Annotated in this window: 10 protein-coding genes; 5 read left to right on the top strand and 5 right to left on the bottom strand. The window is 43.8% G+C overall.

The window, feature by feature from the left end:
- Positions 1-287 precede the first annotated feature (287 nt).
- Positions 288-584 carry a HigA family addiction module antitoxin gene (locus A3762_RS00770; RefSeq protein ID WP_068753657.1) on the bottom strand — a complete coding sequence of 99 codons (297 nt, stop codon included), beginning with the start codon at positions 582-584 and terminating at the stop codon, positions 288-290.
- Entirely contained in the window at positions 584-862 is a 279-nt protein-coding gene (locus tag A3762_RS00765; protein WP_068753655.1) for a type II toxin-antitoxin system RelE/ParE family toxin, read from the bottom strand. The genes A3762_RS00770 and A3762_RS00765 overlap by 1 nt, the downstream gene beginning before the upstream one ends.
- 114 nt (positions 863-976) lie before the next feature.
- On the opposite strand from A3762_RS00765, the gene A3762_RS00760 reads away from it, so the two are divergent.
- On the top strand, positions 977-1,600 hold the full coding sequence (locus A3762_RS00760) for a tyrosine-type recombinase/integrase (RefSeq protein WP_068753652.1): 624 nt from the start codon (positions 977-979) through the stop codon (positions 1,598-1,600).
- 220 nt (positions 1,601-1,820) lie between these two features.
- Here the strand turns inward: A3762_RS00760 and A3762_RS26255 are convergent, their stop codons facing one another.
- Both A3762_RS26255 and A3762_RS00750 read right to left on the bottom strand, forming a co-directional pair.
- The gene (locus A3762_RS26255; RefSeq protein ID WP_156493096.1) at positions 1,821-2,333 is read right to left on the bottom strand and encodes a hypothetical protein; all 513 of its coding nucleotides are present in this window, start codon (positions 2,331-2,333) and stop codon (positions 1,821-1,823) included.
- A gap of 690 nt (positions 2,334-3,023) precedes the next feature.
- Entirely contained in the window at positions 3,024-3,557 is a 534-nt protein-coding gene (locus A3762_RS00750) for a hypothetical protein (protein ID WP_068753648.1), read from the bottom strand.
- Positions 3,558-4,062: 505 nt separating this feature from the next.
- Here A3762_RS00750 and recC point away from each other — a divergent pair.
- Genes recC through recD form a run of 3 tightly spaced genes read left to right on the top strand, consistent with a single transcriptional unit; the run spans position 4,063 to position 13,387 of the window.
- Positions 4,063-7,677 carry an exodeoxyribonuclease V subunit gamma gene (recC, locus tag A3762_RS00745; protein WP_068753646.1) on the top strand — a complete coding sequence of 1,205 codons (3,615 nt, stop codon included), beginning with the start codon at positions 4,063-4,065 and terminating at the stop codon, positions 7,675-7,677.
- Positions 7,677-11,432 carry an exodeoxyribonuclease V subunit beta gene (gene recB / locus A3762_RS00740; protein ID WP_068753644.1) on the top strand — a complete coding sequence of 1,252 codons (3,756 nt, stop codon included), beginning with the start codon at positions 7,677-7,679 and terminating at the stop codon, positions 11,430-11,432. The genes recC and recB overlap by 1 nt, the downstream gene beginning before the upstream one ends.
- Positions 11,429-13,387 carry an exodeoxyribonuclease V subunit alpha gene (gene recD / locus A3762_RS00735; protein WP_068753642.1) on the top strand — a complete coding sequence of 653 codons (1,959 nt, stop codon included), beginning with the start codon at positions 11,429-11,431 and terminating at the stop codon, positions 13,385-13,387. The genes recB and recD overlap by 4 nt, the downstream gene beginning before the upstream one ends.
- Positions 13,388-13,446: 59 nt before the next feature.
- On the opposite strand, the gene A3762_RS00730 is transcribed toward recD, so the two are convergent.
- Positions 13,447-13,893 (bottom strand): hypothetical protein, encoded by a 447-nt coding sequence (locus A3762_RS00730; protein WP_156493095.1) that lies wholly within the window; start codon positions 13,891-13,893, stop codon positions 13,447-13,449.
- A gap of 605 nt (positions 13,894-14,498) precedes the next feature.
- Between A3762_RS00730 and A3762_RS00725 the strand changes: the two genes are divergently transcribed.
- Positions 14,499-15,005 carry a DUF4402 domain-containing protein gene (locus A3762_RS00725; protein ID WP_068753638.1) on the top strand — a complete coding sequence of 169 codons (507 nt, stop codon included), beginning with the start codon at positions 14,499-14,501 and terminating at the stop codon, positions 15,003-15,005.
- Positions 15,006-15,063: the final 58 nt, after the last annotated feature.

Raw genomic sequence — 15,063 nt, 5'->3', positions numbered from 1 at the left:
TAAAAATATTTTTTAAAAACAGATAGTTATCGTTTTTTATTCGAGTTTTTTCCGCTTTTTTTAAGAAAAGGCTCAATTTGGAAAAACTGATTATGACTCGATAATTCGTATCATAATGGTTCTTAGCAAAAGTAAAACTTGTAATTTCCCCCCGGGGGAATTTATAAAAATATTATTTAAAAACAGATAGTTATCGTTTTTTTAGTCCAATTTTTTTCGAGTTTTTTAAGAAAAGGCTCAGTTAAACACCACGTTAAATTAGTTACTTAATATGAAAGAAATCTCATTTACGCAGCTTCAATATCAAACGGTGAAACATGAAGCGCATCTTTGTTCTGTCTCGCCTGCCACAGATCATAGGCATTTTGTAGACGTAGCCAATGGTCTGCAGAAGGCTTTCCAAAAGCTAGCTCTAGCCTTACTGCCATTTCTGGCGTCACAGATCCGCGCGCATTTAGAACCTTAGATAAAGTTTTTCTGCTCACGTCTAGATGACTTGCCACATCTGTTATCGTTAATCCAAGAGATTCGATAACGAGTTCTTTTAATACCTCACCGGGGTGAGCGGGATTAAACATAGACATTAGTGGTAATCCTCGTAATTCACGATCTCAACATCGCGGCCATCAAAGCGATAAGTCACTCGCCAGTTGCCACTTACTCTTACTGACCATATACCCTTACGTGCACCTTTTAACGGATGCATATGGAGACCTGGCAAATCCATATCATCGGGACATTCAGCCTGATCAAGGTTAGTCAGAATCAAACGCAGCTTCTTCTCATGCTTTTTCTGGATGCCGGAGGTACTTCCAGAGTCATAAAACTTCTGAAGCCCTTTGTGGAGGAAGCTTTTAATCATAGGTTACAAGTGTAACCCAAAAGGTTTCAGTGCGCCAAGCTTTAGTATTGTCCATAATGTTTCTCGTGCTTAATCAATAAGGCACATTAATGAACGAAGTTTTGGAGGTAAGTTATGTATTTCTCTGAAAAACAACTGAAACGCGAACCTTGGAACAAAGGGAAACTGGTAGGTCAAAAACTTCCATTGAAACAAGAGCATATATGGGCAATCAGAACACGGCTTGAGATGGCTGGAAAACTGCGAGACTTGGCGTTATTTAACTTGGCTTTGGATAGCAAATTACGTGGATGCGACTTGGTTAAACTAATGGTTCGCGATATTGCACGTAATTCCGAAGTGATGGTTAGAGCGCAAGTAATCCAACAAAAGACGCAACATCCAGTCATTTTCGAAATCACAAGAAAGACCCGTGAGACAATAGCGAACTGGATTGAGAGTCGTTCGCTAAGCTCCTTAGAGTATCTATTTCCGAGCAGATCAAAATTAGGAGAACATATTACAACTCGTCATTATGGCCGTATCGTAAAGAATTGGGTGACGAGCATAGATTTGGACCCAAGTGCATACGGTACTCATAGCATGCGCCGCACCAAAGCATCGATAATATACAAGCAAACTAAAAACCTACGTGCGGTGCAAATCCTCCTTGGTCATACAAGCCTTGAAAGTACAGTCAGGTACTTAGGAGTTGAGGTTGATGACGCATTGGAACTTGCGCAGAACATAGAGATTTAAATCACCACGTTCCATGGGGCTATCTGCGGATAGCCCTTTCTAACTCGACACCGAGTCAGCTTTATTGACGTGAGCGCGCATCAATTTGCAATTTTACTCAACCGCCACAACTGTCTTTTGCAGTGATGAGGTAATGTCCGCTTTTCATTCCTAGCACGCTTCAACAGTGTGTTTCTCCCCTTCCGGTCCGCCAAACACTTTTTATGCGTTTTTCCCATCACTACATCTCTTTAATCAGCTCAATTACTTCAGTACGACCGACAAAACTTGCAGCGTTCAGCGAATTAGGCGTAGGTCTCGCGCCATTAGCGATAAGTAGTTTTATAACTTCCATAGAACTACCAATAATGGCAGCATCTAATGGGCTACCTTTCCCTGGTGCGTAATATCCTGCATCCGCACCTTCTTTTAGCGCCAGTCTAACAGTATCTAGATCATTAAACCGGGCAGCAGTAATTAGTTTTTCCGTGGGCGTCATTCCCAAGTAAGGACTTTGCCTCACGTCAGGCAACTCGGGAAGCCGATCGGTGTCGCGTAATCCGATTATCAGTGTTTTATCTCCCTCGAACACGTACGGAGGGATAAATGTGTTATATGCGGCCGAATCGCCTGCAGCGCTCCCTGTGAGTTTCCCTTTCAAGATTCTACCAGCCCCGTCAAACGATGCGCCTACGCAGGGATCATAGAATACTACCCCTTCCGCATCGCGTTTTTCCGACGTTACAAGGCTCATCGTGCACCCGGAATGCGGGCTCCATCGGGCCAGGACAAAGAACTGTTCTTTTTTGGACCGGAACGGAAATTTCTCAGTTTTGGGTTGCCCCACAAACAACAGGCGCGTCCACACGTTAGACGAAGAAGCAAAATATGAAGCTTCAATAGATGATGTTAGATTTTCGCTTCGTGGATCCGCCAAGCGGGAACTATCAGTTTTTGATAGATTTTCAATATCTTTCGCAGTTCTCCGGTATACCGATACAGGTCTATCCACATAATCCACCGTAATGAGCTGGCCAGGCTCCATGTTTGACACGTTAACTTCGATAGATTTCTGTGCATCAGAAATTTGTTTGGCGATATAACCCGACGGGTAATCATCGGCATTTAAAGAAGCCGACCAGAAAGCGACCCCGAATAGAAATATAATTAGTTTAGGTATCTTCATCGGTTCTTCATTTTGTACGCGTAACAGTGTTGTTAAAGCCTTTTGGCCCGCTAAACAGTTTATCTGTGATTTGATTAACTCCAGTTTTCACCATCATGTCAGTTGCTTATGCTGACTGATGAGGCATTCGTCACTGGACAAAGCGGAGCGTTTGTTCGTTTTTTGTCTCGACTGAGCGGTCTAACGCTACTCTTCTTTTGTCTACTTGCGAATGAAAAACAAATGTCCGCTTTTCATTCTTAGTACGTATCAACGCCTTTAGCTGCGGCCGAGCACAGCGAGGTCCAGCCCAAGGTTCCCTTGGGCGATGCAGGCTAAACTTGTTAATGGATTCATAGTTTCACGAAACCCGATATCTTGAGCGCCACTATGAGCTATTGGCAGCAAGCATGCCACCAACGCAGCATATGCAAAAATTAAGTGTTTAGCGTTCTTATAAAACTGAAAGAAGTAATAAAAATATAAAGCTACCCAAATGAAGCCAGAAAGAGCGAGCATGGCCGCTTGGCTCTCTAGTGTTTTTGATACTACTGGCAACAATAAGAAGATTTCACACTTTAATATGATTTGGGCCAAGAGTGGTGCAACTAGTATTGTGATGATTGGGAAAGCTTTGGGTTTTAGTGCTAACAACAGCATTAAAACAAGGGACACATAGATATAAATAAACCAAAATTGTTTCTCGCCATAATGCCAAACACCATAGAGCGTATAAAAATACAAAGCTTCTGTTAACGTTACCGCTATAGCAACTACCAGCAGAACAATCCATGTTATTCGAGATGCTTTCATATGACCCCTAACATTTGTATAGTGAGACCCCCCTCATATGCATGACAGGTAGCCTCTTCCCTTTTCCATATACTACTTTGTTTTTAATAGAAAAAACTCGAACCTTACTCATTTCTTTATCACGCATATGAGGGGTCACGTATGTAGAAATAGTGAGGGGTCTCGTATGTAATCCACAAAACGACTCAAAGCTCTGATTTCATTAGATTTTTCATGTTCCCTCGGGTGCTAAACGAGCACAATTCACTTCCTTGTGTGGTTTTAAACAAGCACGCTCAAGAGCGCTTTGATTAGCTAATACTTAAGTGAGTGAAGAGTTTTCGGTGACTTCTGCTTTCCTATTGAAGCGTGCACTAAGAACTGAGCAGCGCCAAGGTCCGCAGTTGTCTAAAAGCAGTAGGCAAGTTGGCACTCATTTCTTAACTTCTCATTACGCCTTTGCTTCGATATAGAACACTTCAGTCCAATCTCGTTATACTGACTGTTCAATTCGGCAAGGACTGTCATGCTCTATCTTTACCCCTCTAACAAAACTGCGAACTTGGCGACTGTGCTTGCTGAGATTATGCGGGCAGATCCGCTCGCGGACCCATTTGAGTCCGACATCATTCTTACCCAGAGTCATGGTATGGGCGTGTGGTTGAATCAGCAGATTTCTGCAAATCAGGGTGTCTCATGCATGATCGACAGCATGATGCCCGGCGCGTTTTTATGGAGTTTGATGGATAAGCTAGATATTACTGGTGAAGAGGATGGCACCGGTGCTGTAGAGCAAAACAGCGTTCAACACTTCGAGAAGAGTAATCTGCGTTGGGAGATTTTTCGGCAATTACCCGACTTAATTGAGCGCGATGAATTCCAGCCTGTGCGCCAATACATTCAAGCGCTTGTTGCACGTGAAAGTAGGTCTGAATCCGAGCAAACAGAGCTCAGTCCAGCAATATTGTTTCAGGTGAGTGAATTGCTCGCTGATAATTTTGATGCTTATCAAAACTATCGGCCTGATTGGATTGATGCTTGGGAGCAGGGTGGTTTTATCGATAATGATAAAAACTTTGGTAGTGGCCTTAACAAAGAAAGCGATGAAGCGTGGCAACGCTCACTTTGGTTGAATTTATATCCAGGTATCCCCGTTGATCAGAGACATCATCGTTCCGCACAACTGCAGTCTTTAACTAAACATCTTGCACAAAGCAGTGTAGATAAAGCAGCACTTCCCAAACGGTTATTTATCTTTGGTTTAGCGGCTATTCCTCCTCAATGGCTACCATTGTTTTTGGCGCTCGGGAAACATATCGATATTCATTTTTTATTTCAGAATCCGAGCCGAGCTTATTGGGCAGATATTGTGTCTGAGAAGAATGCGCTAAAAGAACAAATGAAGGTCGAACATTCGGCTGTTATAGGCAACGAAAGTGGCGCGATTGGACAAGTCGAAGATCGACACCCGCTTCTTGCTTCACTCGGTCAGCTCGGGAAGAACTATTTAGCGGAGTTATATCAATACGATGAAGAAAGCGGCTTAACTGAGTTTGATGCCGATTTTTATACCGAGAATGATGCTCATTCGGCGCTGAGTTTGCTAAAAAACGATTTATTGCATGGGCAAATTAATGCTTACGAATTTGATTCAGATGATGAATCTATTCGGTTTGCGAGCTGCCATTCAAAGCTGCGCGAACTTGAAAGTCTGCGTGACTATCTATTATGCGCTTTTGATAAAGACTCGAGCTTAAGTTCCAAAGACGTCATCGTAATGGCCCCTGACATTCAGTCATATGGGCCCTTAGTGCATGCCGTATTTGGCGAGCCGATAAAAAATAAAGCGGGCCAAACCCAACGTATTCAGTATGGCATATCTGATCATGCATTAAGTTTCGAGCAGCCACTTTTAGAGTCTTTGATTAAAGTGCTTAGTTTTGATCAATCACGACTTGGCGTTGATGAGTTCTTAGAGTTAATGAGCGTCGAAGCCGTGCGTTCGCGCTTTGAGATGGATGATGCTCAATTAGAATGCTTGCAGCATTTGGTACGTTCCTTAAATGTGCGTTGGGGTTTGTCTGAAAAACATAGAGATCAAGTGTCTGGTGGTGAGCAAACAGGTAGCAATAATACTTGGTTGCAAGGTATTCAGCGTGCGCTCAAATCATATCTCCTAGGTGATATGCCCGCGTTGAAAGTAGAGCAAGACTTTGTCCCGATTTCGCTAAGAACACGTGAGTCGCAAGACTTAGTGGGCATGCTAGCAAGTATTATTGATTTGATTGAAGACTGTATGTCAGTGTTTTCTGGTAAACAGTCAACGATGATATGGATGAATCGAGTTCAAGCTATTTGGCAACAATGGTTTGATTTGAATATCGTAGACGAGTCAGTACAGCGCTTAATCGATCGCGCCTTAGATAGCTGCCGCGAGCAAGTCATGTTGACCCAATTTGATCAGACTATTCCGTTCTCGATTATTCGCGGAATCCTTCAAACTGAACTTGATAAAGAGAAAGTGAGTCAGCGTTTTCTGGCTGGGCGCATGAACTTCTGCAACTTGATGCCAATGCGTACTGTTCCGTTTCGTTTGGTGTGTTTGCTCGGTATGAATGAGGGTGAATATCCGCGGCATGATTTAAATCAAAGCTTCGACTTAATGGCGCAATATCCTAAACGTCGTGGAGATCGATCTCGCCGTTTTGATGATCGCTATATGTTTTTAGAGGCCATATTGGCTGCGCAAGATCGTTTGTATATTTCGTATCAGGGCAAGCATGCGAAAGATAATAGCGAACGCTTCCCATCGGTTTTGGTAAGTGAATTACAGGATGCACTTGTACGTACGTTTACAGATGGTTCAGAACAAAGTGAAGAGCAATTTTTAAACGCCTTGAGCCTTGAGCATCGGCTTCAACCTTTCCATCGTTCGTATTTTGAAAGTACTTCGGAGACACCCAGCTTCTCTAATCTTTGGCGATCGTTATACCTTGAATCTGCTGACCAAATTGCTCCGATTATCTTGGATGAGGCGGCCGAACAAATTGATATGTTTAGCACGCCACAAACCAGTGATGTGAACGTTGATGCGTCACCAGAACCTAGTGCTTCGAGATTTATTGCGCAAATAAAAGACGCAGGCCACTGCACTTTACGCGATTGGGAACAAGCTTTTGCAAGCCCCTTACTGCATTACTATCGTACACAGTTAGGCCTTACAAAGACGTATGCTGCGGCGTTGATGGAAGCAACGGAGCCCTTTGATTTGTTTGGCTTAGACGCTTATAAAGTGGCGCAAGAGCTAGCTCCATTTTGGCTACACGACCGAGCAGAGGATGAAGCGCGCAAACAGAAAGAGTTGGCTTTGCTTGGACGACTGCCGCAAGGCTTAGTTGCTGAGTTAAAACTAGACAGTCTCAAATCTAGTTATGGAAATTTTATTGAACGCATCGCTAAGGCTTCATGCGACGATGAGACTAGCAAAGTTATTCCTTATTCATTTGAGTTAGCGTTACCGGAAAACCTAACTGGCATTTCAATGCAGGGAGATGTGTTCTTAGCCCCCGAGACTGCCATCGATGTGCGATTTGGAAAGTACTGTCATAAATGGATATTCGGTGCTTGGGCAAAACACGTGGCTTGGAATGCACATGTGCATTCAGGCAACGACGTTTCTAAGAATAAAGCTAGCGCTGAAAATAATCCGACCAGTCTTCCCCTAAAAACAACGAACATCTGGCGTAAGGGCCAAATTGTGTTCCCAGCCTTAACTGCGGAGCAAGCTGGCACCTACTTGAGCGAGCTTGTGCAATGCCTTGTGCAATTCTCAAATAGCCCATTGCAGTTTCTTCCTGAGCAGGCTTACAAGCTAGCGTTTGCGTATTTTGATAGTTCCGAAAAAGCTTATAACGAATGCGAGCTCGGTAATGAGTCTGCGTTGGTATGGAATCGTTTAGGCGAGTTGAGTGAGGACACAGAGCTAGGCAAATTTATTCCAGAGCCAGATGAGTATGTGTTGATGCAGCAAATTCTGCGTCATGCGCCGGTTAAAAAATCTCGTAGCAAAAAGAAAGATGATGATTCTGACATTGCGGCCAATGATGACGTTGAACGTATTACGGTAGAGGAGGATCGATAATGAATGAGACTCCAATGAACTCATTAGCGCCAGAAACGCTAGATCTAAATACCTTTCCTTTAGAGGGACTTGCCTTAATTGAAGCGAGTGCAGGCACGGGTAAAACCTATGCCTTGTCGAATTTGGTTCTGCGTTACATTCTCGAGAAAAACTATCAGATAGAGCAGATCTTGATAGTGACGTTTACCGATGCCTCGACACAAGAACTCCGTGTTCGGGTGCGGGCGAATATTGTTCAGTACATTAAGTATCTTGAGCGTTTAATTGAGTTTTATGATGAGCTGGAAGTCGATAGTGATGGCAGTAGTGAAGCAGTAAGTGAGAGCAGATCAGATATAGATGCTGCGCAATTAGAGTCGCTTATTCCTGACGCTTTAGCGCGCAATATTATTGGCCGCTTGGATAATCTAAACCAAAGCTTATTGGCTTTAAAAATCGCCGAACAGAGTATCGATCTTGCCGAGATTCATACGATTCACGGTTTCTGTCAAAAGGTCGGGCGCGACAATTCAGTGCTTTTGAATGTTCCTTCGAACCAAGAGCTTAAAGAAGACCTTAAGCCAATGCGTTTAGAGGTTTGTCAGGATGTTTGGCGTAGTGAAATTTTAAAACTGAAGCCAAGCGTGTTGCGCTATGTGCTAAACAATTGGGGTAACCCAGCTACATTACTGTCAGCACTTTCTGTGTTCAGCTCGCGTATTCCAGAACGTATCTATCCAGCAGTGAGTTTTGATGACGATGGACTATCTCCCATACGTCAATGGCAAGATGATTATGCGCAAATAGAACAGTGGGTTGAAGATTTAAAAACCTTAGTTCTGGTGCATATTGATGATGTGACGAAGTTAGTCGGGGAGTCTGACCTCACTCGTCTCAACAACAAATTAACTTGGCTAAATAAAATTAGATCTTGGGCGGAAGATAGTGCGAGTGGTCTGCCAGATAGCTCCCTTAAGTTTGATAAATTCTTCGAAAGTCATCTTCCTAATGAAACGAAAAAGGGCAAGCAACCACCCGAGCATGCTTTTTTTGTATTTCTAGAAAAACACTTTGTAAACGAACCCGCAGACCCGAAACCAATATTTGTTCAGGCAGTGTTTAAGCAGATAAATGAGATATTTGAGGCGCGCAAACGTTCTGAACAAATACTCGATTTTGATGATCTTATTTTGCAGCTCAAGCAGGCGACAGATGATGAGCATCTAGCGAAGAAATTAACGCTTAGTTTGCGCAAGCAATATCAGGTAGCTTTGATTGATGAATTCCAAGATACCGACGCGAATCAGTACCCTATATTTTCTCGCTTATTCGGGACAGAGTGCACGAACAGCGATTCAGATATTGCTCCATCACTTGTATTAATTGGTGACCCAAAACAAGCGATTTATGGTTTTCGTGGTGGTGATATGGCGACCTATCTGCGGGCGAAGCATGATCTAGAAAACGCTGAGCTCGGCAGTGTATTTACCATGGATAAGAACTGGCGTTCATCGACAGAAATGGTGTCCAGTTTAAATGCCTTGTTTGGCGCACATAGCAATCCATTTCTTGAAAAAGAGATTCCCTATATTCATGTCGACGCCGCGAAGGGCTCGTCAGAAACACCCTTTGGCAGTGCCTTACGATACTCCGAAGTAGAGGCGTTTGACGAAGAGGGGAAGGCTTTATCAAAGGCTGATATTTCGGATAGCTTAAGCCTGTTGTTAGCTTCGCAAGTATGCGAAGTGCTCAATGACAAAACGCTAGGGCTGAATAGCTCTGACTTAGCGATACTTGTGCGCACTAAAAATGAAGCGCGACAAGTGAAGCAGGTGCTAGCGCAGGTCGGTGTTAAGTCTTGTTTTGATGACGATGCTTCTGTGTTTGAAAGTGCGGAGGCTATGTCTTTGGCATTTTTGTTAGAGGCAGCGCAAAACCCAACAAAGACGCGCGCGATACGTTCTGTACTGCAAGATCCATTTTGGCAGGTAACAGATGCCGAGCTGTCTCGCATCACAGAGGATGAGTTTGCTTTACAGACATGGGTAGACCGTTTTCAGAATCTACAACATCATTGGCAGCGTTTTGGTGTGCTTAGCATGGTGCGCTTAGCCATTGATGAGTTTTCAATTCTAAAGCATTGGCATAACGCGGCGACGTCACAGGACACTGTAACGCTAGATTGGGAGCGCAGCCTAACTAACATCAGTCAGTTAGCTGAACTTTTACAAGAAAAAGCACGCACATTGCGATCAGAAAGCGCCTTGTTACGTTGGTATTGGCAGTGCATTGGGCAGACTGCGCAGCCATCAGCCGAAAAACTCGCGACGCATCAGCTTCGTTTAGAAAGCGACGAGGCCTTGGTTCGTATCGTGACGATTCATAAGTCAAAGGGCTTGGAATACCCAATTGTGTTTTTACCGTTTCTGTTTACGACAAGAGATGCGCAACAGGCTTGGTTCTATGATGAGGCTGGACGCTTATGTTTAGCATTAGAGCCGAACGAGCAACAGCAAACAGCGGCTGATCGAGAGCGTTTAGCGGAAGAAATGCGTTTACTATATGTCGCTTTAACGCGCGCACAATATCATTGTTATATCGGCACCGCGGAGTTTAGTGGGAGTCGATCACCCAAAATGTACTCCACTGCGCTTGGTTATTTGTTATCACAGGGCCAGTTACCCGATGATCTTGAAAAAGGATGGCTGCAAGACGCAATCTCTCGTTTTACGAAGCACACTGATTTTTCTACTTCATATCAATATCTCACGTTTGAAGAAGTACACGCGCTCAATCGCTCGAGTCGATTGTTGATTGATCAAAGTTCTCAATCGGCTTCTGAGCTCTCAGACGAGTTATTCGCTCCTCAATTAAAACAATCATGGAAGGTCCAAAGCTTTACCGGATTGCTTAATGAGCACAGAGCATTAAACCCGCATAGTGAGCATACTCATCGATCAATGGATGATCTCGGCGAAGCCCCGCCAGCTAACGCGATTGATATTATGAATTTCCCCAAGGGTAGTCAGGCAGGTACTTTCTTGCACCGCTTATTCGAGGATATTGAATTCGCAACGGGCGAGCTAAACACCAATGTCCCAGCCACTAATTTAGAAGAGCACATCTGTAATTTGTTGCAGCAGTATGCCTTAGTGCCAGAGCGGCATGAACAAGCATGGGCGGCTTATCTCGAGCAATGGGTTCAACAAGTGCTTGCGCTGCCGCTGATAGAAATCGGCAGCGCTTCTGGAGCATCAATTGCTTTAGCACAATTAGACGAAAACGATTATCGCGTTGAAGCCGAGTTTTATTTCTCGGTAGATGATTTCTCTTTGTCGAACTTTAATTCGCTACTTCGTCAGTACAATCCGAATGCAGACGCTTTGAGTTTTGAAGCATTCGAAGGGCATATTAAAGGGGCGATCGACTTATTGTTCCGAGCGCAAGACGCTTATTTTGTGCTGGATTATAAATCGAATCATCTTGGTTTTAGCGCAGACAACTATACGCACGACAAACTAGAAGCAGCGATCAATGAGCATCGTTATGATGTGCAATACCTGCTGTATAGCTTAGCCATTCATCGTCTGTTAAAAGCACGAATGGGAAATGCTTACAGCTATCAGGCACATTTTGGTGGTGTAGTGTATTTGTTTTTAAGAGGACTTGGTTTAGACGCAGATGGAGATAACCCAGCGGGCGTTTACTTTATAAAGCCAGAACAGAGTTTGATTGAAGGTTTAGATCAGCTTTTTACTGATGGAGGTGCTCAATGAGTCTTCCATCAAACATTTCTCAGCGTATACGTTTCTTAAAGCAGAGTTTACGTCGCGGCGAGTCGTTGGTGTCGTGGATTGATTTTTATGCGGCAGACGCAGCATTAAACGAAGTGCTGAGCGCAAGTGATTCTGCGCTGCCATCAACTGTGCTCGAAGTGGTTTTTGATTTAGCTTTAGTTTTGTCTTACGCATCAGGCCTTGGCAAACAGTGTGTCAGGCTCGATGAGCTAGATGAGCATTTATCGTTAACGGTGTTTCATCGTGATCAAAGTTTGATGACTTCGACGCAAGCCTTGCCCGAATCGATCTTAAGTTCAGGCGAGGGCTCAAGTGTTTTCGTTAAAGTTCTCAACGATGAAGCGGAGCTCTATTTGCGTCGACTCTGGAATCTCTGTGATAAAACTGATCGATGGTTGTCGGATCAACTATCGTTAAACATATCCTCTGATGTGGATCCTAATGAATCTATTGATTTAGCTCGCGGTAAGGAGGCATTGAATGCCTTATTTCCTGACTTAGATTCTACTGACATTGATTATCAAGCTTGGGCGGTTGCGCAATCACTTCTTTCAAATCTTGTGCTGGTGAGTGGTGGGCCCGGTACGGGTAAAACGACAACGGCTGCAAAAATTATCTTAGCGCGTTTGTCTGCAGAGAAGTGCATAGAGAGGGCCATAGAGAAGGGCATAGAAAGTAGGCGTGCGTCATCGACGGTTTGCTTGGCACCTACTGGCAAGGCTGCACAACGCTTAGCATCGTCGCTAAGTTCTCAAGCTGAATCCTTATTGTCTAGCTTGCCGTTTGAAGAAGACTTGATTCAACACTTACGCTCTGCACTGCCTAAACAAGGTAAGACAGTTCATCGATATTTGATTGAAAACGATGTGTCGATGAGCGACTTTGATGACGATGACTATCTCAGTGATAACGAACGTTTGTTTGGCAAGCTCGAAACCTCAGCGATTCCAGATGTCCTCGTTATTGATGAATCTTCAATGATTGATTTAGCTTTAATGGAACGTTTAAGCATGATTTTGCATCCGCAAACGTGCGTAGTGTTCTTGGGTGATCATTATCAGTTGCCTGCGGTGGAAGCTGGTGATGTTTTTGCGCGTTGGGTAAAACGCTTTAAGCGTAATGCCGTATCTGCTGAGCAGTTAGGGCAACTAGTTCATCTACTGCCGTTTGATATGAATGTTGAACCATCGGAGTCTGAACAGATCAATCCTCTCGTGACATTGCAAAAGAGCTATCGTTTTCACGGTGCTTTAGCGGATATTGCGCGTCTTATTCGTGATGAGCCAGTAGAGACTTTGCGTCATTTCCTAACAACGAATACTGACAAAGCTATTAAATATCACTGGGTTGAGGGAAGAGCGCAGCAAGAACTTGGTGCATTGATGGCTCATTATCAAGACTTTGTAGAGCTTGCTGGGACAAAAGCGTCATTGGCTGAACTGCAAAAATGCTTCGATCAGTTCCAAATTCTTTGTTCAACGAGACAGGGGCCTTTAGGGACGGATCAGCTCAACGAGGTCATTCATACAAAAGCACAGAGTCGATTTTCATCAAGCCGCGCTGGTGTGTATCACGGTATGCCGATTATGTTGGAGCGTAATTATCCAAAACTCGATTTGTACAATGGAGACGTGGGTTTTTATATCGAAAACGTAAACCAAAACCACGAAAGCCAGTTTGTTGTGATGTTTTACCGAGGCGGGGAAGGGCGCGATATCGTAGTTTTGCCTTCGCAGATTGATAAGTTCGATCTGGCATATTCGATGACAGTGCATAAAAGTCAGGGCTCAGAATATGATCACGTTGGAGTGGTGCTTGCGCCATATGCGCCAGAGTTACTGACCCGCGCTTTGTTATATACCGCAGTAACGCGCGCGAAGCAGAAATGCACGCTGTATCTTAATGATGAGTCATTGTATAGATTAATGGATTAAATATTGGGGGGCAGAGTAAAAGCACTCTGACCACGAAAATTATGGTCCCGGTTAGCTGATCAAGGCACAACGATCGGTTCTTCTTCGATAATTGTAATGTCGTAACTGGGAGCAATGCCTCCCGTGCTTGTGTTCTTAGTGTATTGAATTCGCATCCCTACTTGCACAATTTCGCCATCTACCCCTGGGTTCGCTAGTCCGGTCACTGGGAATTTTGTGTAGGTTTTGTTTTTATAACGGAACTGAAAGGTTTTGAGGGTGACGCCCGGCACGTCACCAACGTCTGTCATATTAACAGTGATGAGATTGTCGGTATCGCTTGTTACTAGAAATTCCGCCTCATTATACACATCGCCAAGTACTTGAGTGTTTCTTACATTTCTTAATTGGCCTTTCCATGTGACCCGCAGACGAGCAGTTTTGCTCGGATTTAAGACCGAGTCTGGAAATTGAATGGGGGTTATCTCTGTAATGGTAACCTCTGCTTTAGCCGTTGTGTTGAACATAGCAAGACAACATACCAATAAGAAAGTTGTTAAAGACTTAAACTGCAACGTCGAACCTTTACTCAGAAAAACGATTAAAAAGGGCAGTAGTATTATTTTTGAACAGTTTCCCTTCTTCTTTATTCGCATTCAACCGTAATTAATCAGTCTGTCGAAAATTTATAAATCGGCGCTTTGTTGCAATCTGTTTCTGAAGCTTGTGTAAAAAATGTTCGTTTTTTACATCGAGGATGAGTAGCGACACATTATGCAAACACCTTGTAACACTTCGCTACAAAACCGCCTGTTTTTTGGCGTGCAAGTTCTGTGATCTAGCTAAGCTGAAATTAAGCGCAAACGAAATGCAAAACATTTTAAAAAACGCGCTGCTTACAACGTGACGAATTATCCCGTCGTGATGTTGTAGAGGTCACAAGCCTCGCTTAAAGCTGCATACAAGCAGCTTGCAGTTAAGAGCAGGAAGCAAGCAGTACAAGCAGTAAGTGCGAAAGTAGTAGATATGAAAGGTCTTTCGAAAGAGAGACAAACAAGATGGCCCTAAGGTCACGATATAAAAATTTAACTCAGCAATTTAAAAACTAAATAAGTGTTCGGAGATACTATCCATGAAAAACGTATTCAAAAAAGCAGCAATCGCAACAACTCTAGTTTCAGGTCTTGGCGCAGGTATGGCTCACGCTGATACTTTCCAGGCTCTACTTCAAATTGTTACGCCAATCTCGCTAAGTGAAACTACGACAATGAATCTTGGTCAAATCGACCCTTCAGCTGACGCGGTAACTTGTACGCTAGCAGCAGGTGGTGCGCGTTCAGGTACTGGTTGTTTTGATGCAGCAACAAACGGTGTAGAAGGTGTTATCGACGTAGCAGGTACTGACGGTCTTACTTTTGACATTACGCTAGGTCAGTCTTCTTCAAACGGTATGACTTTCGTCCCAGCAATGATCGACAACGGTGAATCAGCAACAACACTTACAGGTGTTACGTTGGATGGTAATGGCCACCAATTGACTTTAGGTGGCACGTTGACAGTTGATAGTGCAACGACCGCAGCGGCAGCGGCAGCTACTGCGACCTCAATCGATTACGATGTTTCTGTTGTATACAACTAAGCACTAGTTGTAGAGAAACATGTAAAAGGCGCCTTCGGGCGCCTTTTTTTGTTCTAAC

The sequence above is a fragment of the Oleiphilus sp. HI0125 genome (assembly GCF_001635355.1).
Note: the sequence above shows the minus strand (reverse complement) of the source record. Positions and strands in the feature narration are given on the sequence as shown.